Genomic DNA, 22341 nt, shown 5'->3' on the forward strand with positions numbered 1-22341 from the left:
CTGTGATAGGGCGCAATATATAAGGCCGTCTGAACAAATGTAACGATGACACCTGTTCAGACGGCCTTGTTCGATAACGAATGGTTAATAACTTATCAAAATCGATTAGGAAAATTTTCAGCCGCGTGTTTTGCGCCAAACCAGATAATCGCGCAGGGGCGGCATGGGCGGATTGATGCAGTGCGGGCAGATGCCGGTTGTGTCTTCATCGTCGCTGTCGATATGGTAGTCGTTTGGATCGAAGCGCACCTGCTGCATCACAGCTTGCGCCAATGCTTGTTCCTGTACGACATCAAATTCAAATTTTTCCAAAATCTCATTCAATAGGCAGATTTCGCCGTCGCTGAAAGATTCGCTGTGTTTGACAATGAGGCGTTGATAATCTTCATTGCTGATTTTTTCGTGAAGTAAATCGGTCTGGATAGTCATGATTTTTATTGTTGAAATAAGGTGGTTAAGTTGCGGATTATAGCAGATATCGTGGTGGCTGTTTTAAAGGCCGTGTTCTGGTTCGGAAAGTGCCTCTGTTTTGGCTTTTTTTGGCATTAGGCTATTTAATTTTGAGTTAATTGCTTGGTAATCGTCGCTATAAAAAAATTCTCCGATATATATGGTTTCCCCATGATAAACAAATGACCATGCACCTTGTTTACTATTTGGTTGTCGTAAGGGGCTGGAGATGGTGGATGTATTCCTTCTCTGGCTCAAATAGTTACGCAGTGTTATTTTAGTGTTTTTAGTATTTGCATGGTTCTCATGTGGCTGCCATTGCGCTATTTCTACGAGTGAAAATTTTTTACCTTTTCCCAATCCAAACAGCGCGAACTGGTGTGAAAGTATTCCATTTTGAACATGAATATGTTCTTGTCCAAAAAGTTGCCACAGTAAGTCATAAATACATTGGAAAGAAAGCAGACCCAAAAATATGAGGAGTATGATATTAAATGCTGATTCAAAGTTTAAATTTGGAATGTTTGCTAATATCAATAGTACGATTACAAGGTCTCTGCAAGTTAATAGAAGTTTGAGTCGGTTACGTATAATTTTTGCTGACAAGGTAATTTTGCTAGGTGTTTGTTCAATTTTATAACGTGAAGATGTCATCAATATCCTCCTACTTTGTCTGCCTGATATGCTTTTTGCAGCGGTGTAATTTGCGCTAAGCGGGCATGATCAATTTGTTCGGCGATAAGGTGCGTTTTTCCTTGCGCGCGACACTCGGCGGCAATTTTGCCTGCATCTACTTGGTTGGCGGCTTCAAGTAAAGCCAACCAGTGTTCACGCTGCGGATAGGGGGCGTCTTCAAGGTTCAGACGGCCTTGTTTGTCGGCCACGCAGACGTTTAAGGCCGTCTGAAAACGTTCGGGGCGGCGAAATGCATCGGTTTTTTTCAAAACATTCAAAATGGTTTTGCTTTTAAACTGCCCGACTTGATGGAGCATGATGTGCCAACGGCAGACGAGTTCGGCAAGCTCGGCGCAGTGTTTGGGTGCGCGCAGGCGTTGATTGACTTCGCGGACGGGTTCGACGCCGTTGATGTCGTGTTCGTAGTGTTTTGGCAGGATATCGGCCGGTGTTTTTGCCTTGCCCAAGTCGTGTAATAGGGCGGCATAGCGTTCGGCGAGGGACAGGTTCATCTCGGCAGCTCGTTGTACAACCATCAGCGTGTGAATACCGCTGTCGATTTCGGGATGATAGTCGGCGCGTTGCGGTACGCCGAAAAGGGCATCGACTTCGGGCAGCAAAACTTTGAGTGCGCCGCATTCGCGCAAAACTTCAATCATTCGGCGCGGATTTTTCTCCATCAAGCCTTTGGATAATTCCTGCCAGACGCGTTCGGCAACCAAGGCATCCGCTTCGCCGTTTTCTACCATTTGCCGCATCAGCGACATGGTTTCATCGGCAATTTGAAAACCATAACGCGCGGCAAAACGGGCGATACGCAAAATCCGCACAGGGTCTTCGGCAAAGGCAGGCGAAACGTGGCGCAGGATGCCGGCCGCCAAATCTTGTTGTCCGCCAAAAGGATCGATGATCGTGCCGTCTGAATCCTGAGCCATGGAATTGATGGTCAGGTCGCGGCGCATTAGGTCTTGTTCCAGCGTAACGTCTTTATCGGCATGAAAACTGAATCCGGCATAGCCTTTGGCAGTTTTACGCTCGGTACGGGCGAGGGCGTATTCTTCGTGGCTGTCCGGGTGGAGAAAGACGGGAAAATCCTTGCCAACCGGCTGATAACCTTGAGCCAACATGGTTTGCGCATCTGCACCGACGACTACCCAATCACGGTCTTTGACGGGCAGGCCTAAAAGATGGTCGCGGACGGCGCCGCCGACAAGATAGGTTTTGATGGTTTGTGTATTCATATAAAAATCGAACGATATAAAAAGGCCGTCTGAAAAGCCGTATTGGGTTTTCAGACGGCCTGAGTCAGAACGCTATTATGACGCTTTAGGCTTGTTGCCGTCGATGATTTTCAAACCGGCGGAGACCAAGCTGCCAATGTCGGCAACGTTGGCGGGCATAATCAGCGTGTTGCTTTCTTTAGCCAAATTGCTGAAGGCGGCAACGTATTGCTCGGCAACTTTCAGGTTAACAGCTTCAGCACCGCCCTCTGAGCGAACCGCCTCGGCGATTTTACGGATGGCGTCGGCGTTGGCTTCGGCCACCAGACGTAGGGCTTCGGCTTCACCTTGTGCGCGGTTGATGCGGGCGATTTTTTCACCGTTTGACGCGTTGATGGCGGCTTGCGCTTCACCTTCGGACTGTTGGATTTCTGCTTCGCGCTGACCGCTGGCAAGGTTGATCTGCTCGATTTTACGGCCTTCGGATTCGGCAATGCGCGCGCGTTTTTCACGTTCGGCTGTAATTTGCGCCTGCATGGAGCGCAGAATTTCTTGCGGCGGAACCAAGTCTTTGATTTCGTAACGCAAGACTTTCACGCCCCATGCGCCTGCCGCTTCGTCCAAAGCAGCAACAACAATGCTGTTGATTTCGTCGCGTTCTTCAAAGGTTTTATCCAATTCCATGCGGCCGATGACAGAGCGCAAAGTTGTCTGCGCAAGCTGGGTAATCGCCATGATGTAGTTGCTGGAACCATATGAAGCGAGTTTAGGATCGGTAACTTGGAAGTAGATAATGCCGTCCACAGTCAGCTGAGTGTTGTCGCGGGTAATACAGACTTGGCTGGGAACATCCAAAGGAACTTCTTTCAGCGAATGACGATAGGCAACACGGTCGATAAATGGGATCAGGATGTTCAGACCTGCAGTCAGCGCTTTGTGAAAACGGCCTAATCGTTCGACCACATAGACTTCCTGCTGCGGTACAACGATAAAGGATTTGAAACCAAAAACAACAACGACGATGAGGATGAGGACGGGGAGGCTGAGCAGAAATTCCATAATGTTTCCTTATGATGATGGTTGGGAGAGTGTGCGGATAATCAGCAGATTGCCGTTTTTGGCCGTAATGACTGCGCTTGAGGCCGTCTGAAAAGTATCTTGAGGCCGTTCGGCTTGTGCCTGCCAGTGTGTACCGCGGTAGGCGACTTCGTAAATATTGTCATGCAGGTGGCGTAGGATGCGGACGTTTTGCCCAATATCCAAGTCATCGTTGAGCGCTTGGGGAGCCAACTGATTTTTCAGACGGCCATGTACCAGCCAGATACCGAGTGCGCTGATGATGGCCGCGGTCAAAACGGCGGTAGAGAAGTGTCCACTTAATCCGTACATAATTCCGGCGGCAGCCAGCGCTACGCTGACCACCAAAAGATAAACCGTTCCGATAAACAATTCGACAATCAGAACAACGGCGGCGGCAACAAACCATATCGTCATGCGGCATATCCTTTTAATAATCTTTTGATAATCCTTATCATAATGGCAATGGCTTAAAATGAAAAGGCTAAGGTTGAAAATTATTTCAGTTATAATAAGTCCATTCAAATAAGGAGCGGCAAATAATGCAGACTTGGCACGAGGCGATTGGTGCGGAAAAAGAAAAGGCGTATTTTCAAACGATTTTGGAGAAGGTGCGCCATGACAGGCAGGCGGGGATAACCGTTTATCCGCCTGAGCGCAATGTATTCAATGCCTTTCGGACGACTGAATTCGGAAATGTAAAGGTAGTGATATTGGGGCAAGACCCGTATCACGGCGCAGGTCAGGCGCATGGTTTGGCGTTTTCCGTACAGCCTGAAATTGCGGTGCCGCCGTCGTTGGTCAATATTTATAAAGAGTTGGCGACGGATATTGAGGGATTCCAGATTCCTCAACACGGCTATTTGCAGCATTGGGCGGAACAGGGCGTATTGCTGTTGAATACGGTGTTGACTGTCCGCGCCGGTGTGGCGCATTCTCATGCGACTTTGGGCTGGGAGACGTTTACCGATGAAGTCATCCGACAATTGGATAAGGAACGCGAGCATTTAGTCTTTATGCTGTGGGGCAGCCATGCGCAGAAGAAAGGCGCGTTTATCGACCGCAACCGCCATTTGGTGCTGACCGCGCCGCATCCTTCCCCCTTGTCGGCCTATCGAGGCTTTTTCGGCTGCAAACATTTTTCGCAGGCAAACGCTTATTTGCAGGCGCATGGTTTAGAGCCGATTGATTGGCAGGTTTAAATAAGATGAAAGGCCGTCTGAAAGCTGATTTTCAGACGGCCTTATGATTTAGTCTCAAATCGAATATTCAATCAGCTCGTTTTGAGAGAAGACATAAACCTGTTTCGGAATCAGCCTCAATTCTTTGCCTTCGGCGATTTGGTAACGCGCGGCATCGCTGCCTGCCAGCGTGATATGCACGTCTTGTTTGTCGTGTTTTACCACAATATGCGTCAATGCGCCGACGGCGTGGATTTTTTCGATTTTGGCATGGATCATCGGTGTTTCATGTTCGGCGGCAAGTTGCCATTCGTGCGGACGTATATAGCCGATAGCGGTTTGCTCCTGCCATTTGTAGTGCGCGTCCAATTTCCACGCGAAGCCGTTGTAGTGCCAGATGCCTTTTTCGATTCTGCCTTCAAAAGCGTCGGTTTCGCCTAGGAATTCGGTAACGAAGGCGTTTTCTGGTTTACGGTAAATGGCTTCGGCGCTGCCGGTTTGTTCGATTTTGCCGTGGTTCATGACAACGATTTCGTCGGAAACTTCGAGGGCTTCTTCTTGATCGTGTGTGACCAAAATGCTGGTTACGCCCAAGTTGTGATGGATGTCGCGCAGCCAGGTGCGTAATTCTTTGCGCACTTTGGCATCCAGCGCGCCGAAGGGTTCGTCCAAAAGCAGGAGTTTCGGTTCGACCGCAAGCGCGCGGGCGAGGGCGATGCGTTGGCGTTGGCCGCCGGAGAGCTGGTGCGGATAGGATTTGGCGAGGTGGGAGAGCTGCACGAGTTTGAGCAATTCTTCGACTTTGGCGCGGATTTGTTCTTTGGACGGACGTTCGGACTTGGGCAATACGGTCAAACCGAAGGCTACGTTGTCAAACACGTTCATGTGGCGGAAGAGGGCGTAGTGTTGGAACACGAAGCCGACTTTGCGCTCGCGCACATGCTTGGCGGTTACGTCTTGCCCGTCAAACAGGATGTTGCCGCCGTCGGCGTTTTCCAGTCCGGCGATTATACGCAGGAGCGTGGTTTTGCCGCAGCCGGAAGGGCCGAGCAGGGAAACGAGTTTGCCGGTGGGGACGTTGAGGTTGATGTTTTTCAGCGCGTGGAAGTTGCCGAAGTGTTTGTTTAAGTTTTGGATGGTGATGCTCATGCTGCGTTCCTTTCGGCGGCGGCAAGTTTTTTATCTTGTAATTTGGTGATGATGTTCTGCACCGCCAGCGTCGCCAGTGCTAAAAGTGCCAATACGCCGGAGAGGGCGAATGCGCCGGTGAAGTTGTATTCGTTGTAGAAGATTTCGACCAAAAGCGGGATGGTGTTGGTTTCGCCGCGAATGTGCCCCGATACCACGCTGACCGCGCCGAATTCGCCCATCGCGCGGGCGTTGGTAAGAATGATGCCGTAGAGCAACGCCCATTTGATGTTGGGCAGGGTAATGCGCCAAAACATCTGCCAGCCGCTTGCACCGAGTATCAAGGCGGCCTGTTCTTCGCTGTCGCCCTGCGCCTGCATTAAAGGAATAATTTCGCGTGCGACAAAAGGGAAGGTAACGAACAGCGTCGCCAGAATAATGCCGGGGATGGCGAAGATAATCTGTATGCCTTGCGCTTCCAGCCAGCCACCCAATGCCGTGTGCGCGCCGAACAATAAGACGAACATCAAACCGGCCACCACGGGCGATACGGAAAACGGCAAATCGAGCAGGGTAGTCAGCAACTGCTTGCCGCGAAAATCAAAACGGGTCAACAGCCACGCCATCGCTACGCCCAATACGGCATTGACAGGAACGACAATCAGCGCGGTAATCAGCGTTAATTTGATGGCAGACCAAGCTTCGGGATCGCTCAAGGATTGCAGGTATAAATCCCAACCGCCTTTTAAAGCCTCGTAGAATACGGCAACCAACGGTACGACCAGCATCAGCAGCAGAAAGCCCAAGGCGGTAGCAGTCAGCAACACGCGCAGCCAACGCGGTTCGCTCAAGTTTGGATTGGTAGAATGGGTTTTCATGATAGGGTAATCTCGATTTATTCTTGTATTCGTTTGGGCCGTCTGAAAAATGTTTGCTTGATGTTTCAGACGGCCTGTTGTTTGTTAAACCCTCGCTCCGGCGCGGCGGCTTAAAGTCCATTGCATAATGTTTAAAATCAGCAGGATGACAAACGAAATCATCAGCATAAACAGAGCAACGGCTGATGCGCCCTGAGCATCGTATTGCTCCAGTTTGCCGGTGATAATCAAGGGCAGGATTTCAGACACCATCGGAATATTGCCTGCGATAAAAATGACCGAGCCGTATTCGCCGGTAGAGCGGGCAAACATCATGCCTGCGCCGGTCAACAGGGCCGGTGTGATTTCAGGTAAAAGGACGCGGCGGAACGTAGTCCAACGGCTTGCGCCTAAAGTCGCCGCCGCTTCTTCATACTCGCCCGACAATTCTTCCAATACCGGCTGCACAGCGCGGACGATAAAGGGCAGGCTGACGACAATCAGCGCAATCCAAATACCGACGGGCGTAAAGGCGATTTTGATCCCCAAAGGCTCGAAAAAACGGCCTATCCAGCCATTGGGCGCATACAGGGTTGCCAACGCAATACCTGTTACCGCTGTCGGCAGCGCAAACGGCAAATCGACCAAAGCGTTTACTAACCCTTTGCCCGGAAATTCATAACGCACCAATACCCAGGCGACCAACGTGCCGAACACGATATTGGTCAACATCGCATAAAACGACATCCGCAAGCTCAGCCAGACGGCCGCCAAGACATTGGGTTCGGTAATCGTGTTCCAAAATCCGCTCCAGCCGATTTCCGCCGCTTTGGCCACCATCATTGCAAACGGCAAAACCACCAAAAGCGACAGGCATAAAACCGTCAAACCCAGACTGAGCTTGAAACCCGGCAATACAGAAGGCGTTTTGAGTAACAACATAATGGCAACCGTCAGAATTTAATACACGCTTACTTTAACAAGGCCGTCTGAAAACTGGAAAGAATGCTTTGTTAGGTATAAAGACGATTTTGTTATATTGAAGACATGAAAAGGCCGTCTGAAAACCAAATTTCAGACGGCCTTGCTGGTGTGGTAAGTATCAATAGGCAACAGGATCTTGAGATGCAGGCTGGCGTTGCGCCGCGTCATAGTTTTCCTGAGCCGAGCGGACGGCTTTTTCCAAACCGTTGATCCGTTCGAGATAGCGGGCATAGTTGCGTTCATTGCCATAACGTACTTTTTTGCCTTCTTCCAAATTTTTCTTGGCGGTATCTAAAGCACGCTTGGCTGCGCCGACGTCAGCCGGATTGACCGGGGCGACAGCTTCTTCCGCCTGCTCGGCTTTGCTTGGGGAAGTCGGCGTTGCCGGTGTTGAAACAGGCGCAGAAGTATATACGGACGGTTTGCCGATATTGCTGGCTTTGCAGTTTTTGCCGCCGGCTTGGGTATAGACTTTGCGGCCGGCAGAATCGGTGCATTCAAAAATAGGCGCGGCGGAAACCGCAGTTGTCAACGCGAGCAGTAATGTGCTGAACCAAATTTTGTTCATTTTTTATTTTTCCTTAAAACCATTTCCACCAAACAAACAAAGCCGCAATCATGATGATGTTGGCGAAGAGTATGGGTTTCCACTGTCTGGGCGCGCGCCGCAATTCGGCGCCCGAGCGCGTGCGGCGGATATAGAAAAACGGGCTGAGCAGCATGGAAGCGGCGCATACCAAAATAATCACGGCGTAATAGATTTTGTGCGTTTCCATATCGTTTCTCCGTTTCAGACGGCCTGAAAGGCTGCCTACAACGCATTTTTGCGTGAAGCGTTGCCTGTTTTCATCTTGCATCGGGTATTGGGCACATTTGCCATGGCCTCAATCCTGAGGTCTTTGCAAAAATATGCTACAATCGCGTCCGATTATAACATTCTATTTATAAAGGTTTTACGAATAATGATTTCTACCAACGGCATCACCATGCAGTTCGGCGCAAAGCCGCTGTTTGAAAACGTATCCGTCAAATTCGGCGAAGGCAACCGTTACGGCTTGATCGGCGCCAACGGCTCAGGCAAATCCACCTTCATGAAAATCCTCGGCGGCGATTTGGAACAGACTGCCGGCGAAGTAGCGATTGAAAACGGCGTGCGTTTGGGTAAATTGCGCCAAGACCAGTTTGCCTACGAAGACATGCGCGTGCTGGATGTGGTGATGATGGGTCACACCGAAATGTGGGCGGCGATGACCGAGCGTGATGCGATTTACGCCAACCCCGAAGCTACCGAAGACGATTACATGAAAGCCGCCGAACTGGAAGCCAAGTTCGCCGAATATGACGGCTATACCGCCGAAGCGCGCGCTGCCGAATTGTTGAGCGGCGTGGGTATTTCCGAAGATTTGCACAACGCGACCATGGCAGAAGTTGCCCCGGGTTTCAAACTGCGCGTATTGCTGGCGCAAGCCCTGTTCTCCAAGCCAGATGTATTGCTCTTGGACGAACCGACCAACAACTTGGACATCAATACCATCCGTTGGTTGGAAGGCGTGTTGAACCAATACGACTCCACCATGATTATCATCTCGCACGACCGTCACTTTTTGAACGAAGTCTGCACCCATATGGCGGATTTGGACTACAACACCATCACCATCTATCCGGGCAACTACGACGACTACATGCTCGCTTCCGCCCAATCGCGTGAACGCGCCCTGAAAGACAATGCCAAAGCCAAAGAGAAACTGCAAGAGCTGCAAGAGTTTGTCGCACGCTTCTCTGCCAATAAATCCAAAGCCCGTCAGGCAACCAGCCGTCTGAAACAGGCCGACAAAATCAAATCGGAAATGGTCGAAGTCAAACCTTCTACCCGTCAAAACCCATATATCCGTTTTGAAGCCGACGAAAAAGCCAAGTTGCACCGTCAGGCAGTGGAAGTTGAAAAACTGGCCAAACGTTTTGAAACCCAGTTGTTTAAAAACCTGAACTTCATCCTTGAAGCCGGTCAACGCCTTGCCATCATCGGCCCGAACGGCGCAGGTAAATCTACTCTGCTGAAACTCTTGGCCGGCGCGTACAATCCCGAATATTCAGACGGCCTGTTGCCGGACGAAGGCACCATCAAATGGGCGGAAAAAGCCAGTGTCGGCTACTATCCGCAAGACCATGAAAACGACTTCGACGTTGATATGGATTTGACTGAATGGATGCGTCAATGGGGCCAGGAAGGCGATGACGAACAAGTCATCCGCGGCACTTTGGGCCGCTTGCTCTTCGGCAGCAACGATGTTGTGAAAAAAGTGAAGGTTCTCTCCGGTGGCGAAAAAGGCCGTATGCTTTACGGCAAACTGTTGCTGTTGAAACCCAATGTCTTGGTTATGGACGAACCGACCAACCACATGGACATGGAAAGCATCGAATCCTTGAACATGGCGCTGGAAAAATACAACGGCACGCTGATTTTCGTCTCACACGACCGTCAGTTTGTATCTTCATTGGCTACCCAAATCATCGAATTGGATGGCAAAGGCGGATATGAACACTACCTGGGTGATTACGAAAGCTATCTGGAGAAAAAAGGCTTAGTTTAAGCTCATACTGATAACCTATTAAGGTATTGAAATGCCGTCTGAAAACCGTTGTGTTTTCAGACGGCATTTTTTCTTTATCAAACTTAATAATAGATTACTGAACTTTTATGCTAATTTTATGACCAATAGGAGCTTGTATCGTAGATTAATTTAAAAATACAATATTTTTGAAGGAATATATCAAATGGTAGACCTTAAAACTGTAGTGCCAAACGCTTCCCAATATGGTGCAAAACTTGCCTACACGACTTATGAGGCAGAACAAGGCGAGTTGAAGAACGGTATCGTTGAGAACCACTCTTCTTCTAAAGAAACAGAACGCGCAACTGCCCGTGAAGCAAGCGGTCAGGCATATGTTGATTTGCCGACTAATGCATCTGTGTCATTTATTGCACAAGCAGATGCCAATGCCGTAACCATCCGTTATACTGTTCCTGACGGTGAAAGCGGTAAAGTTGAAGTCAAAGTCAATAATACAGTGATCGGTACTTTGGATTTGTCTTCCAAATCTAACTGGCAATATTTGGATAACTATACATATCATCCGAATGACGATATTAAAGTTCATGATACGCCTGCGGCAGATAGGCTTGCCCGCTTCCAATTTGACGAAGTCAGCCAATTATTTAAAGATGCCCATATCAATAAAGGAGATACAGTTACCATCACTAATCTCGACAGCACACCCGTAGGCATTGACTTGGTTGATTTGGAAAAGGCACCGGACGCCATTAGACAGCCTGAAAACAGTGTCAGCATTACTGATTTCGGCGCAATTGCCAATGACGGCTCGGATGATTACCAAGCATTTATGGCTGCGATTGAATCTGCAAAAGCGTCTAAAAAATCTGTTTACATTCCTGAAGGTCAATTTGATTTTTCACGACCGATTTCTCTTTATGTTCCTGATGGCATTAAGATTACCGGTGCAGGGCAATGGCACACTAAGTTACATTTTTTGAATACAGAAGCTGCTAAATACGATGATAAGGGTTATGCGAGCGGTGGCGGTGGTATTACTTTTGAACCCGGTAGTAAAGATATAGATTTGGGCAATCTCTCTATGGATTCAAATCTAAATTCAAGACATGATGAGAAAGCCAATTACAAAGGGATATCCGGCACTTTAGGTACTGGCTCTTCTATTCACGATATCAAAATTGAACATTTTGAAGCTGGTGTTTGGATGGGGGATTATTCTAAAAACAAACCTTTAAATTACACTGATGGTTTGACTATCTCCAATGCCACTATTCGTAATAACTTTGCAGACGGCGTTAACTTTGCCCAAGGTACCAGCAATTCCACCGTTATCAATTCCAATATCCGCGGCAATGGTGATGATGGCTTAGCAACATGGTCAAGTCATCATGAGAATACCAATGCCCATGTTGCTGAAAATAACCACTTTTTAAACAATACCGTTGAATTAGGCTGGCGTGCGGCAGGTATTGGTATCTTTGGCGGCAAAGGTCATGAAGTAGCCAATAACCTTATTAAAGATAATGCCAATTGGGGTGGCGTACGCTTAAACACTGTATTCAAAAACAGCCATAATTTTGATTTCAATGATACGGGTATTTCCGTTCACGATAACTTACTGGTAAACAATGGGACTAATGCGGACACATATGGTCGTGTTAAAGGTTCTATCGATTTGGAAGAAGGCAGGGATTATGCTACTCCCAAAAAAGATATTTTGGGAGAACTCAACAATATCAAAATTGAAAATAACACTATTGTGAATAATCTTTCCGATCAAGAAATTACCAAAACCCGTAATCCTAAAGAAGGTAATATTCCAGAGTCTGTAAACGAGACTACATTGACCATCGAAAATAATCACAGCCTTTCGGTAGCAGAAAATAATTCTGCAAAAAATGTAGCGGAAGTAGATGATCACAGTCTTACCCAAGCCTCACTTCATTTAGGTGCTGATAATATCATCACAATTACAGACAGCAGCCATGCTCTTGTCAGCGGCGGCGATGGCAATGACCGTATCAGAGGCGGTTTGGGCAATGATACGATTAACGGTGATTCAGGTAATGACATTATTTTTGGCTATGATGGAGACGATCGTCTCAATGGCGGTATGGGTAATGATTCTATACATGGAGGCAATGGCAACGATACTTTATGGGGCGAAAGTGGCAATGACCGTTTGAATGGCGGCGATGGTAACGACGTTTTGTTCGGCGGACAAGGAACCGATTACTTGGTAGGCGGCAAGGGTGCCGATACTTATGTTTTCAGCCTTGGAGAAGGTAAGGATACGATTGTCGATAATGTGGGCGAACATAATGCACTGCAATTTGGCCAAAATATTTCTGTTAATGACCTGCATATTGATGCCATTACTGATGTTCGAGGCAATATTGATTGGAAAATTACCATCAAGGGATCAGAAGGGGACAGTATTACCATCAATGACCAATTTGTTTCCGGTAAAACTGATGCTGTGATTGATACCTTCCGTTTCGATGAAGGTACATTGAGCCTGCAAGAGTTGATGGGTAGATTGTCAGGCAACGGCAATATCAGTAATTTGTCAGCCGTCAATACGCACACTGAGCGCATGAGCTACTCGTCTGTCAATACGGCTGATGTTCACGATGATGCAGCATCTTCCGCCAACGCTGGAATTATTTAATTAGCTGTCTTTTAGGCTGAATAAAGGCCGTCTGAAAACTGGAAAACAGATTTCAGACGGCCTTTTTGATGCTTACCTTGTTATGGGTGATTGTTTAGAAGAGCATTAACTGAATAAACCTTTAAACCACAACACAATCGCGTCCCACATACGGCGCAGCCAGCTGCCTTCTTCCACACCATTTAGTGCGACGACGTCTTTTTCGGCAATGACTTTGCCGTCTTTCATGACTTTCAGTTTGCCCAATACTTGGCCTTTTTCAATTGGGGCGAGGACGGGCTGAAGTGTTTCTAAGATTGGTTTGACGTTTTTGCCGGTATCGTGGGGGATGGTAATGTAAACATCGTCCAAGAAACCGATGTCTACGGCTTTGGTGCTGCCTTTGTAAACTTTTACTTGGGAAATTACTTCTCCGCCGTTATAAAGTTTGGGCGTATCAAATGCCTGCAACGCCCAGTTGAGCAGTTTGCTGCTTTCGCTGGCGCGTGCCTCGGTAGATTCGGCACCGGCAAGAATGGAAACGATGCGGCGGTTGTTACGTTTGCTGGAAGCAGCAAGATGATAGCCTGCGCCTTCAGAATAGCCGGTTTTCAAACCATCGATACTGCTGTCGCGATAGAGCAGAAGATTGCGGTTAGGCTGCTCGATATTATTGTATTTGAAAGATTTGTTTGCAAACAAAGGATAGTATTTCGGATAGTCGTTGATCAGCGCGGCTGCCAAAATAGCCAGGTCGCCAACGGTTGAAACATGGCCGTTAGAAGAAATGCCGGTCGGGTTGTTGAAGTGGGTGTGCTTCATGCCCAAGCGTTTGGCTTCTTCATTCATTTGTTTAACGAATTCGTCAATAGAGCCGTTGCCAATGGCTTCGGCGAGGGTAATGGCGGCATCGTTGGCCGATTGGATGGTTGTACCCTTAATCAAGGAGCTGACGCTGACAGGAACTTTCGGGTCAAGGAACATGCGCGAACCTTCGACTTTCCATGCGGCATTGGAAACGGTCAGCATTTGGCTTGCTTCAAGTGTACCGTTTTCCAGTGCTTTAAAGGCAAGGTAGGCGGTCATCATTTGCGTCAACGCGGCAGGCTCGATAGGCGTGTCGGCATTGTTGGATGCCAAGGTTTGCTTGCTGTGCAGGTCGGTAACGATATAGGCCGTCGCCGCAATTTCCGGCGGCGTTGTCGGGCTATTGATGCTGTGCAGCAGCGGCTGCGTTTGAGCCTCGCTTTGTACGGCAGGGGTAGATGCAACCGGGTCGGCAGCGAGGGCAGGAGTATTCAGGAGGGCAGCAAAAATTAAGCTAAGTAGCGTTTTTTTCATCATTATTTGTGGATTTGAATATGAGTGGATACTGTTATGAAGCAAACAGTTTGGCATATTAAATAGATATTAAGCGGACATTATACCGTCTCATTTAGGCTTTGCTAAGATTTTTCTTGCCTTCAGACGGCCTCAGGGGTATGGTTTTAACTTTTTCCTCCGGTCGGTTTGACCGAATTGCAATTTATTTCCGAATACTAAAATACCATGAACCATTCCCTTCCTCTTTCTGATTATCTAACCCGTATTTTGACCGCTTCCGTTTATGATGTGGCCGTAGAAACGCCTTTGGATTTGGCGCGCAGTCTGTCAGGCCGTCTGAACAATCAGGTTTTGCTCAAGCGCGAAGATTTGCAACCGGTGTTTTCGTTCAAAATCCGCGGCGCGTACAACAAAATGGCGAAACTGCCTAAAGAAGCCTTGGATTGCGGCGTGATTGCAGCAAGCGCGGGCAACCATGCGCAGGGTGTGGCTTTGTCGGCTCAATATTTGGGTTGCCGTGCGGTGATTGTGATGCCGGAGACTACGCCGAAAATCAAAATTGATGCAGTAAAGAGCCGTGGCGGTGAAGTGGTATTAAAAGGTGTGTCTTACAACGATGCCTATGATTATGCGATGGAGTTGGCAGAAAAGGAAAAACTGACTTATATCGCGCCTTTTGATGATCCTGATGTGATTGCAGGTCAGGGAACTGTCGGCATGGAAATCCTCCGCCAGCACCGCAATATCAATGCGATTTTTGTGCCGATTGGCGGCGGCGGTTTGGCAGCAGGCGTAGCAGCGTTTATCAAACAGGTTTGTCCTGAAATTAAAGTCATTGGCGTGCAAACCGATGATTCTTGCTGTATGAAACAATCGGTTGAAGCAGGGGAAATCGTACATTTGAAAGATGTCGGCCTGTTTTCAGACGGCACGGCGGTTAAAGTAGTGGGTGAGGAAACCTTCCGCCTGTGTAAAGAGCTGTTGGACGAGATTATTACGGTCAATACGGATATGTTGTGCGGCGCGATTAAAGATATATTTGACGATACGCGCAGCATTACCGAGCCTGCGGGCGCATTGGCGCTTGCCGGCTTGAAGGCTTACGTTGCGAAAAACAATATTCAAGGTCAAAACCTGGTTGCCGTTACCAGCGGCGCCAACATGAACTTCCACCGCCTACGCCATGTTTCAGAACGCAGTGAGCTGGGCGAAGGAAACGAAGGTATTTTTGCCGTTACCATTCCCGAAGAAAAGGGCAGCTTCCTGAAGTTTATCAATTTGTTGGGAAGCCGGAACATTACTGAGTTCAACTATCGCTACGGCAGCGATAAAAATGCGCATATTTTTGTCGGCTTGCAAACCGCCGGTGCGCAAGACTTGGCCGTCATCAGTGAACAACTGACTGAAGCAGGCCTGCCCAATGTCGATTTGACCAATGATGAAATTGCCAAAATCCATATCCGTTACATGGTCGGCGGCCGTACGGAAAAAGTAGCCAACGAACGTTTGGTCAGCTTTGAATTTCCTGAGCGCCCCGGCGCATTGTCCCGTTTCTTGAACCATATGCGCGCCGAATGGAATATTACTTTGTTCCATTATCGCAATCATGGTGCGGACTACGGTCGTATTTTGGTCGGTATCGATGTACCTGAAAGCGACAATGAATCCTTTACCGACTTTTTGGAGAGCTTGGGTTATGTTTATAAAGAAGAAACCGATAATCCGGCTTATAAACTTTTCTTGGCTTAATTCAGTAAGATAAAAGGCCGTCTGAAATTTTTCAGACGGCCTTGTGTTTTATGTTTGGCTTTATTTCTTACGGAACACCAAGTCCCAAACGCCATGACCCAACCGCTTGCCTCGGGCTTCAAATTTGGTTTCAGGACGATAATCAGGCGTAGGGGAGTAATCGGCAGCCGTGTTTTGCAAAGCGTCGAAACTGCTCAAAACTTCTAGCATTTGCACGGCGTATTCTTCCCAGTCGGTCGCCATATGGACATAGCCGCCGCTTTTGAGTTTGGGCAATAGCTTTTCAACAAACGGCACTTGTACCAAGCGGCGTTTGTTGTGACGTTTTTTGTGCCAAGGGTCAGGGAAGAAAATATGAATGCCGTCTAAAGAACCGTCTTCCAGCATCTTTTCCACTACTTCCACCGCATCATGACGCATCACGCGGATATTGGAAATGTGTTCTTCCTCAATCAGCTTCAAGATATTGCCGACGCCCGGGCCGTGAACATCAATTGCTAAAAAGTCGGTATCGGGCAGACGTTTGGCGATTTCCACCGTTGCGACGCCCATACCGAAACCGATTTCCAAAACTTTAGGATTGTCCCGTCCAAAAGCGCAGTTCAAATCCAAAGGAGCTTCTTGGAAGTCCACACCAAATTGCGGCCACATCGTATCGATGGCGCGCTGTTGGGCCGCGGTCATATGGCCTTGGCGCAAGACGAAACTGCGGATGCTGCGTTTGTGTTCTTCAGGAACGGTATTTTCGGGTGTATTTTCGGGTGTATTTTCTGGAATGTTTTCGGACATGTTGTTTTAAATCAGTGAGAAATCAAATAAAAAGGCCGTCTGAAAGAATCAGACAACCCTGCATATAAATCGGCGTGATTATAGCGAATAAACGCTTTTCCTGAAACCTTTTAAAAAGAAGGTTTCAGACGGCCTTTTTAAGACAATACCGGTTGCGGTACTTTGTGTTGCACCGCATAAACCGCAGCTTGGACGCGGCTGCTTAGGTTCAACTTGCGCAACAGGTTTTGCACATGCACTTTGACGGTTGACTCTGCCAGATTCAAATGGCGGGCAATGATTTTGTTGCTGTGTCCGGCGGCAAGATAGCCCAAGATTTCCATCTCGCGCGGGGTTAGTTGCTCCAGTAGATGGTCGGAACGGGAAGGAGAAGGGGAAATCAGCGATTGCACCAAGCGGCTGGTCATTTCTGGAGAAAAGACGTTGTCGCCATCGACGGCTTTTCGGATGCTTTCCAACAGGAAGTCGGCGTTGATGTTTTTCAGCAAAAAGCCTTTTGCACCCATACGCATACATTCGGTCAAATCGTCGCTGTCTTCGGAAACAGTCAGCATGATGACGGTCAGCTGCGGATTGATACTTAAAATTTGGGCCAATGCTTCGCGGCCGTTCATGACCGGCATATCCAAGTCCAGCAAGACCACATCAGGCTTGAGCTGCTCAACCATTTTTACGCCGGCCAGGCCGTCTGATGCTTCGCCGATGACTTCAAAATCAGGCTGGCGAGAAAGCAAGGCCTTGATACCGCTGCGAAATAGGGTGTGGTCGTCAATAAGGGTAATTTTAATCGTCATGATGCTGTTCTCATTTGTTGCGGCAAAGTCAGCATAACCGCCGTACCTTGCCCAATCTGTGATGTAATGGCCAATTCTGCGTTAATCCGTTGGGCCCGTTCCTGCATAATGCCCAAGCCGACATGTTCGCCTGAAGGCCGGTTTGATAGGTGTTCTTTATTAAAGCCTGCGCCGTCGTCCCGAATCGTCATGACAAAATCGCCGTGGTTGGCAATTTCGACGCTGACATGTTGCGCACGCGCGTGCTTCCGAATATTGGACAGGCTTTCCTGCAAGATGAAGATGATTTGCAAATGCTCATCATAATTCAAAGCCTGTCCGTCGTCCTGCCATTTTAAATCGACTGGAATACCGGTTTGTCGTTCAAAACGCGCCAGCAGCGATTCTACCGCTTCAGGGAAATCTTTATTACTGATTTTGGTGCGGAAATTCATCAGAAGCTCGCGTACGTCTTCGTAGCATTCCTGCACGCCGTCTTTGATGAAGCCGATATTTTCTTCTGCCTGCTCGCGTTGGTTTGAAGCAAACGCGCTTTCCAACATTTGCACCTGCAAATTCAAAAAGGTCAGGGCTTGCGCAATGCTGTCATGCAAACCTTGCGCAATCAAGTTACGCTCCTGTAAAACTGCAAGCAGGCGGCGTTCTTGCTCCATGCGGTTGTTGGCGATGGAAATCCCCAGCTGCCCGCTTAAAGTCTGCAACAATTTTTCATCTTGCTCATTGGGCATCTGGCCGTCTGAAAAAAACAGGGCCAATACACCGAGCTGTTCGTCTTGATAAACGATCGGAAATTCTACACGATTTCCTTCTTCGGTTTCACCGACGCTTGCCGCCAAATCAGAACGTTTCCGTTCCTCATCGGAAAGATATACCGTACCGCCCAAAGCGGAAAACGCCGGCAGAATCTGAGCCAAAAATTCTTCTGCCGCCTGTTGGGGCGTAAAGGTTTGGTGCAGATTGCGCGTGGTTTGGTAGAGCAGGGTCAAATCACGGTTTTGCCGCGCCAAGTCTTGGGTTTGTTGGGCAACCTGTCCTTCTAAATCCGTATAAAGCGTTTTCAGACGGCGGCTCATTTGGTTGAAGCCCTTGCTGACTTGGGCGAATTCACGAATTTGGTCTGTATCGATTTGTACCCCGAAACGACCTTCGCTGATGGTTTCTACCCCGTCGCGCAATTTTTCCAGCGGCCGGATGATCCACGAATAATGCCAAACAATCATCAAGCCGGCAGCCACTAAAATCATCAACATCATCGCCATTTGAAAACGGCGCAGCCACAAAGTATTTTGCTCGTTGGCATTTTCCATCGCCTGTAAAAACAGCTCGATATTGCCGGCAAAACGGTATAAGCCGATTTGGGTCGGCCGCTCGTAATGTTGCAAAGAAGGCTTGATGTTGGATTCCCAATCAATCAACAGCATCGATTGGATCAAATCGTAAGCCAGCGGCATTTGTGACGGAATCAGCGGATGAATGGCATCGCTTTGCGTTACATTGGCCAGCGTACGCTCAAATTCTTTGATTTGGTTGTCAATTTGCGCATTGGGCGTACGGACGCTTGCCATATAAGCCAAGCGATACACCTGCATTTTCAAGCTGCCCGCATCTTCAATCGTTTTGGCTGCGCTTTCCAAACGCCAAGAAAGCAGCAGGGTAAAGGCAATCGACAAAAAAGCCGAGCCGACCCATAACACAGTCAGCAGTTTTAAACGCGAGGACAGGCTCAGGCCGTCTGAAGATCCGGAGAATAAACGCATAAAGCACGCAGGAAGACTAATCCGATAATCTTATAAAAATATCATTCTTTCGGCTTATAAACAACCTGTCTAAAATAATTGTATGGTTATGATAAGAAAAAACAGGGGTTTAATGTAAAATCATGTTATGATAAAATTCATCTTAAGTGAATTAAATCACAAAACTAGGTTTCAGACGGCCTGAAGCCTTAAAAACTTATTCCATAAATACAACATTTCGAATAACACTTACACACTCTGCTTTGCAAAGGACTACCAAAATGAAAATTTTTGCACTGATATTGGCCGGCGGGCAGGGAAGCCGGATGGGAGGTGTCGATAAAGGGTTGGTGCAATGGCACAATAAAGCCTTGATAGACCACGTTATCGAAAAAATCCGCCCGCAAGTCAGCCATATCGCCATCAGTGCCAACCGCAACCTTGAATCTTATGCCCAACGCAGCGCGCACGTTTTCTCGGATGCACGCCAATGGCAGCATTACGGTCCTTTAGCCGCCTTATGTACTGCCGCCAACGATTTACAAATTGCCACTGCCGATTGGCTGCTTATCGTATCCTGCGATATGCCACGTTTGCCGGAAAACTTGGTTTTCCAGTTTGAGACTATCGCCAAACGCACGCCGTTGTGCAATGCATTTTACGTTGAAACCCCGTCCAGACCGCATTACAGCGTGATGTTCATCCGTCCGCAAATCCTGCAAAGCACCGTGCCATACCTTTATTCAGGAATGCGCAGCATACGCGGCTGGTTGCAGCAGCAACGCGCACGGGTCGTTCCTTTCCCTCATGAGCAGGATTTTATCAGCTACAACACGGAAAACGATTTGGCTCAGCCTTTGTAGTTGGGTAGGTAAGGGGACTAATGTTCAGGTAGAGATATGCTAAATTGATGATTATTTAATATCTTTCAATAGGTAATAACTATCTTGTAATCAGTACCCTTATAAATTATTCAATCCGTGTATTCAGAAGGATGATACCTTTCTCGTTGAAATAAATTTTAGCTTTTCTCTATTGGCTGTTTCTTTTAGGTCATTTAGTCTGCCTAAGTCCAAATTATCTACGAACAAATCCTCGTAAAACAGTTGACCGAAAAAATTCACGGGATATTCTGATTTTACGTTGCGTGGCTTAAGATGTGCAGACGGCCACACTTTCAAAATAAAGGCTAAAACGACATAATAGCAGCCCCTCTTTGTTAGAATTGCCTGGTTTAGGAGAGTCAAATGAATATTTTATTATTAGACGGTGGTAAAGATTTCGGCCATTCGCATGGTGAGTTAAACCACACGCTTCACAAAAAAGCGAAAGAAGTTTTGACTGCGCTTGGACACAATGTAAAAGAAATCGTGATTGATGCCGGCTATGATGTTGAAGCAGAAATCGAAAAATTCTTGTGGATGGATGCCGTGATTTGGCAAATGCCAGGCTGGTGGATGCACGAACCTTGGACAGTGAAAAAATACATAGACGAAGTATTAACCGCCGGACACGGCAAACTTTACCACAGTGATGGTCGTCATCGTGTCAATCCGACTGAAGGCTACGGCACAGGCGGTTTGTTACAAGGCAAAAAACACATGCTTTCACTTACTTGGAATGCGCCGATTGAAGCCTTCACTCGTGAAGGCGACTTCTTCGAAGGTAAAGGTGTGGATGTATTGTATATGCATTTCCACAAACTCAACGAGTTCATCGGCTTGACCCGTCTGCCAACATTCTTATGTAACGATGTAATCAAAAATCCACAAGTAGAACAATACTTAGCTGACTACCAAACACATTTAGAAAAAGTATTCGGTTAATTGCAAAAATACTTTGAAATCTGACCGCACTTTGCCATAAAAAGCCGTCTGAATTTTGCAAAGGTCTCAGCCTTTTTGTTTTTGAATTCTGTAAGTGATTGTACTACTGAGAGAAACAGGAATTGATAGACTAAAATACTAGCATTATGAATTTAACATAATATAAATTAAGGATGTTTTCCCTATTTCTATATCAAATTCGCTTTTTGTTCCTGATTGTTAATTGAGAGTTAATGATACTCTAGAGGGTAGGTTAATAGTACTCCAATTTTTATTATAAAATCAATAGGTTTTAATAGAAATTTGGCTGTTTAATTTTACTGTGACCCTATCATTAATTGTAGCCTGATGAAATAAAGTAGGGCAAAGATAGTGAATTGTGCCAACTTTGTATAAACTTATTCAAAACTGATCAGATGGTCTTATTTTCATTAATTCTATTTTTTTCTCTCTACAATTAGTTATTATCACTTATAATTACTGTCAATCCATGCATTTTAGTTTCCACCGTTTCTCCTACTTTTTTTCAATCTTTCCTTAATCATGTGTGAACCTTTGCTTTTTCAGTCAATGACTTTATTTATTGGAGAAAAGTTTTCACTATCAGCCTTAACAATCACTATTAAAATATGCTCCGATGTTCTGTCTCCGCCTGTATGCGGCTTGGGCGACGGCGAGGCTGCATTCGAGTAGGTTGCGGCTCTCGTATTCAGACGCGGTGTGTGGTTTGGCCAGGTTTTACTTCCAAAGCCGAAATTGGGCGATAGCATGGCGCAAGCCGCCCACCCCCACACCATCTATTGCGAAGCATCGGGCGGCATCGGCTTCGACCGCCTGAAACGCGTGGCGCAAACCGGCGTGGACGGCATCGCCCTCGGCTATCTGACCCACAGCAGCCATTCGTTGGATATAGGATTGGATTTCGTGGCTTAAATTTCGAGTTTGCTATAAAGCAAAGGCCGTCTGAAATATAGACGTTTCATTTTCAAGCAGCCTTTTTGCTTCCAAAGCAGAAGATATAAAAATTATGCAGGTTAGCTTCAACCTTCATATAACATGAAAGAGTAGGGCATAACTAAGCCATCATGTAAAAGCCGTCTGAAACCCAATATTCAGACGGCTTTTTACTCCCAAAATAATTAATTGATCATTATCATTTTCCAGTTATCCCAATACGGATTGTCCTGCCTGGTGCAGGCATGTAAGAGCGGCTCATCGGGTCGAGGTAGTAGCGGTTGGTCAGGTTGCTGCCCACAAGCTCGGCGGTCAGATTTTTGCCGATTTTGTAGCGCAAATAGGCGTCCCATACGGCGACAGGCTGCCAACGCA

The 22341-nt window shown here is 47.4% G+C and carries 20 protein-coding genes and 2 pseudogenes; 7 read left to right on the forward strand and 15 right to left on the reverse strand.

The features are described from left to right. Window positions 1–117: 117 nt before the first annotated feature. The 5 genes from HMPREF3022_RS06165 to HMPREF3022_RS06185 all read right to left on the reverse strand — a co-directional run bounded on the left by HMPREF3022_RS06165 (window position 118) and on the right by HMPREF3022_RS06185 (window position 3839). The gene (locus tag HMPREF3022_RS06165) at window positions 118–429 is read right to left on the reverse strand and encodes a hypothetical protein (RefSeq protein ID WP_070765281.1); all 312 of its coding nucleotides are present in this window, start codon (window positions 427–429) and stop codon (window positions 118–120) included. A 63-nt stretch (window positions 430–492) separates the two neighbouring features. Beyond that, the gene (locus tag HMPREF3022_RS06170; RefSeq protein WP_070608330.1) at window positions 493–1104 is read right to left on the reverse strand and encodes a hypothetical protein; all 612 of its coding nucleotides are present in this window, start codon (window positions 1102–1104) and stop codon (window positions 493–495) included. Beyond that, window positions 1104–2366: a multifunctional CCA addition/repair protein gene (locus HMPREF3022_RS06175; RefSeq protein WP_070765282.1), complete on the reverse strand. Its 1263-nt coding sequence runs from the start codon at window positions 2364–2366 to the stop codon at window positions 1104–1106. Before HMPREF3022_RS06175 ends, HMPREF3022_RS06170 begins: the two co-directional genes overlap by 1 nt. A gap of 75 nt (window positions 2367–2441) precedes the next feature. Then, window positions 2442–3404: an SPFH domain-containing protein gene (locus tag HMPREF3022_RS06180; RefSeq protein ID WP_039863787.1), complete on the reverse strand. Its 963-nt coding sequence runs from the start codon at window positions 3402–3404 to the stop codon at window positions 2442–2444. A gap of 9 nt (window positions 3405–3413) precedes the next feature. After that, window positions 3414–3839: an NfeD family protein gene (locus tag HMPREF3022_RS06185; RefSeq protein ID WP_070765283.1), complete on the reverse strand. Its 426-nt coding sequence runs from the start codon at window positions 3837–3839 to the stop codon at window positions 3414–3416. 125 nt (window positions 3840–3964) lie between these two features. Between HMPREF3022_RS06185 and ung the strand changes: the two genes are divergently transcribed. Then, window positions 3965–4624 (forward strand): uracil-DNA glycosylase, encoded by a 660-nt coding sequence (ung, locus tag HMPREF3022_RS06190; RefSeq protein ID WP_070765284.1) that lies wholly within the window; start codon window positions 3965–3967, stop codon window positions 4622–4624. A gap of 54 nt (window positions 4625–4678) precedes the next feature. On the opposite strand, the gene HMPREF3022_RS06195 is transcribed toward ung, so the two are convergent. From HMPREF3022_RS06195 to HMPREF3022_RS06215, 5 genes are all read right to left on the reverse strand, one after another. Then, complete coding sequence (locus tag HMPREF3022_RS06195) at window positions 4679–5752, reverse strand: sulfate/molybdate ABC transporter ATP-binding protein (protein ID WP_070765285.1); 1074 nt, start codon at window positions 5750–5752, stop codon at window positions 4679–4681. Then, window positions 5749–6609 carry a sulfate ABC transporter permease subunit CysW gene (gene cysW, locus HMPREF3022_RS06200; protein WP_049333484.1) on the reverse strand — a complete coding sequence of 287 codons (861 nt, stop codon included), beginning with the start codon at window positions 6607–6609 and terminating at the stop codon, window positions 5749–5751. The genes HMPREF3022_RS06195 and cysW overlap by 4 nt, the downstream gene beginning before the upstream one ends. Window positions 6610–6693: 84 nt before the next feature. Then, window positions 6694–7530 (reverse strand): sulfate ABC transporter permease subunit CysT, encoded by an 837-nt coding sequence (gene cysT / locus HMPREF3022_RS06205; RefSeq protein ID WP_070765286.1) that lies wholly within the window; start codon window positions 7528–7530, stop codon window positions 6694–6696. Window positions 7531–7690: 160 nt separating this feature from the next. Further along, a complete protein-coding gene (locus HMPREF3022_RS06210; protein WP_070765287.1) occupies window positions 7691–8140 on the reverse strand; it encodes a DUF4124 domain-containing protein in 450 nt (149 codons plus the stop codon). 13 nt (window positions 8141–8153) lie between these two features. Beyond that, window positions 8154–8348, reverse strand: a complete 195-nt coding sequence (locus tag HMPREF3022_RS06215; protein ID WP_036491242.1) for a hypothetical protein — start codon at window positions 8346–8348, stop codon at window positions 8154–8156. A 186-nt stretch (window positions 8349–8534) separates the two neighbouring features. Here HMPREF3022_RS06215 and HMPREF3022_RS06220 point away from each other — a divergent pair, with 186 nt between their 5' ends. After that, a complete protein-coding gene (locus HMPREF3022_RS06220; protein WP_070765288.1) occupies window positions 8535–10163 on the forward strand; it encodes an ABC-F family ATPase in 1629 nt (542 codons plus the stop codon). 184 nt (window positions 10164–10347) lie between these two features. Next, window positions 10348–12816 (forward strand): calcium-binding protein, encoded by a 2469-nt coding sequence (locus HMPREF3022_RS06225; protein ID WP_049333495.1) that lies wholly within the window; start codon window positions 10348–10350, stop codon window positions 12814–12816. Window positions 12817–12921: 105 nt separating this feature from the next. Here the strand turns inward: HMPREF3022_RS06225 and HMPREF3022_RS06230 are convergent, their stop codons facing one another. Further along, window positions 12922–14139: a D-alanyl-D-alanine carboxypeptidase family protein gene (locus HMPREF3022_RS06230; protein WP_070765289.1), complete on the reverse strand. Its 1218-nt coding sequence runs from the start codon at window positions 14137–14139 to the stop codon at window positions 12922–12924. Window positions 14140–14343: 204 nt separating this feature from the next. Here HMPREF3022_RS06230 and ilvA point away from each other — a divergent pair, with 204 nt between their 5' ends. Continuing rightward, window positions 14344–15867, forward strand: coding sequence for a threonine ammonia-lyase, biosynthetic (ilvA, locus tag HMPREF3022_RS06235; RefSeq protein WP_049333499.1), 1524 nt, complete (start codon window positions 14344–14346; stop codon window positions 15865–15867). Window positions 15868–15927: 60 nt separating this feature from the next. Here ilvA and trmB read toward each other — a convergent pair whose 3' ends face one another. The 3 genes from trmB to HMPREF3022_RS06250 all read right to left on the reverse strand — a co-directional run bounded on the left by trmB (window position 15928) and on the right by HMPREF3022_RS06250 (window position 19207). Beyond that, window positions 15928–16656 (reverse strand): tRNA (guanosine(46)-N7)-methyltransferase TrmB, encoded by a 729-nt coding sequence (gene trmB / locus HMPREF3022_RS06240; RefSeq protein WP_049333501.1) that lies wholly within the window; start codon window positions 16654–16656, stop codon window positions 15928–15930. Between the two features lie 137 nt (window positions 16657–16793). Continuing rightward, the gene (locus tag HMPREF3022_RS06245; protein ID WP_049333503.1) at window positions 16794–17450 is read right to left on the reverse strand and encodes a response regulator; all 657 of its coding nucleotides are present in this window, start codon (window positions 17448–17450) and stop codon (window positions 16794–16796) included. Beyond that, window positions 17447–19207: a histidine kinase gene (locus HMPREF3022_RS06250; RefSeq protein ID WP_049333505.1), complete on the reverse strand. Its 1761-nt coding sequence runs from the start codon at window positions 19205–19207 to the stop codon at window positions 17447–17449. The genes HMPREF3022_RS06245 and HMPREF3022_RS06250 overlap by 4 nt, the downstream gene beginning before the upstream one ends. Before the next feature lie 260 nt (window positions 19208–19467). Here HMPREF3022_RS06250 and mobA point away from each other — a divergent pair, with 260 nt between their 5' ends. Together mobA and HMPREF3022_RS06260 are read left to right on the forward strand one after the other, a co-directional pair. Further along, entirely contained in the window at window positions 19468–20049 is a 582-nt protein-coding gene (gene mobA, locus HMPREF3022_RS06255; protein ID WP_049333507.1) for a molybdenum cofactor guanylyltransferase MobA, read from the forward strand. 384 nt (window positions 20050–20433) lie between these two features. Next, the gene (locus HMPREF3022_RS06260) at window positions 20434–21012 is read left to right on the forward strand and encodes an NAD(P)H-dependent oxidoreductase (protein ID WP_070765290.1); all 579 of its coding nucleotides are present in this window, start codon (window positions 20434–20436) and stop codon (window positions 21010–21012) included. A gap of 609 nt (window positions 21013–21621) precedes the next feature. Here the strand turns inward: HMPREF3022_RS06260 and HMPREF3022_RS11540 are convergent. Next, window positions 21622–21792: pseudogene (locus tag HMPREF3022_RS11540) on the reverse strand (L-aspartate oxidase); the annotation flags it as partial. Between HMPREF3022_RS11540 and HMPREF3022_RS11330 the strand changes: the two are divergent. Beyond that, window positions 21793–21945 (forward strand): annotated as a pseudogene (locus tag HMPREF3022_RS11330) (nicotinate-nucleotide diphosphorylase (carboxylating)); the annotation flags it as partial. Window positions 21946–22341 lie beyond the last annotated feature (396 nt).

The organism is Neisseria sp. HMSC065C04 (assembly GCF_001815375.1).
GTDB classification, from domain to species: Bacteria; Pseudomonadota; Gammaproteobacteria; order Burkholderiales; family Neisseriaceae; genus Neisseria; species Neisseria flavescens_D.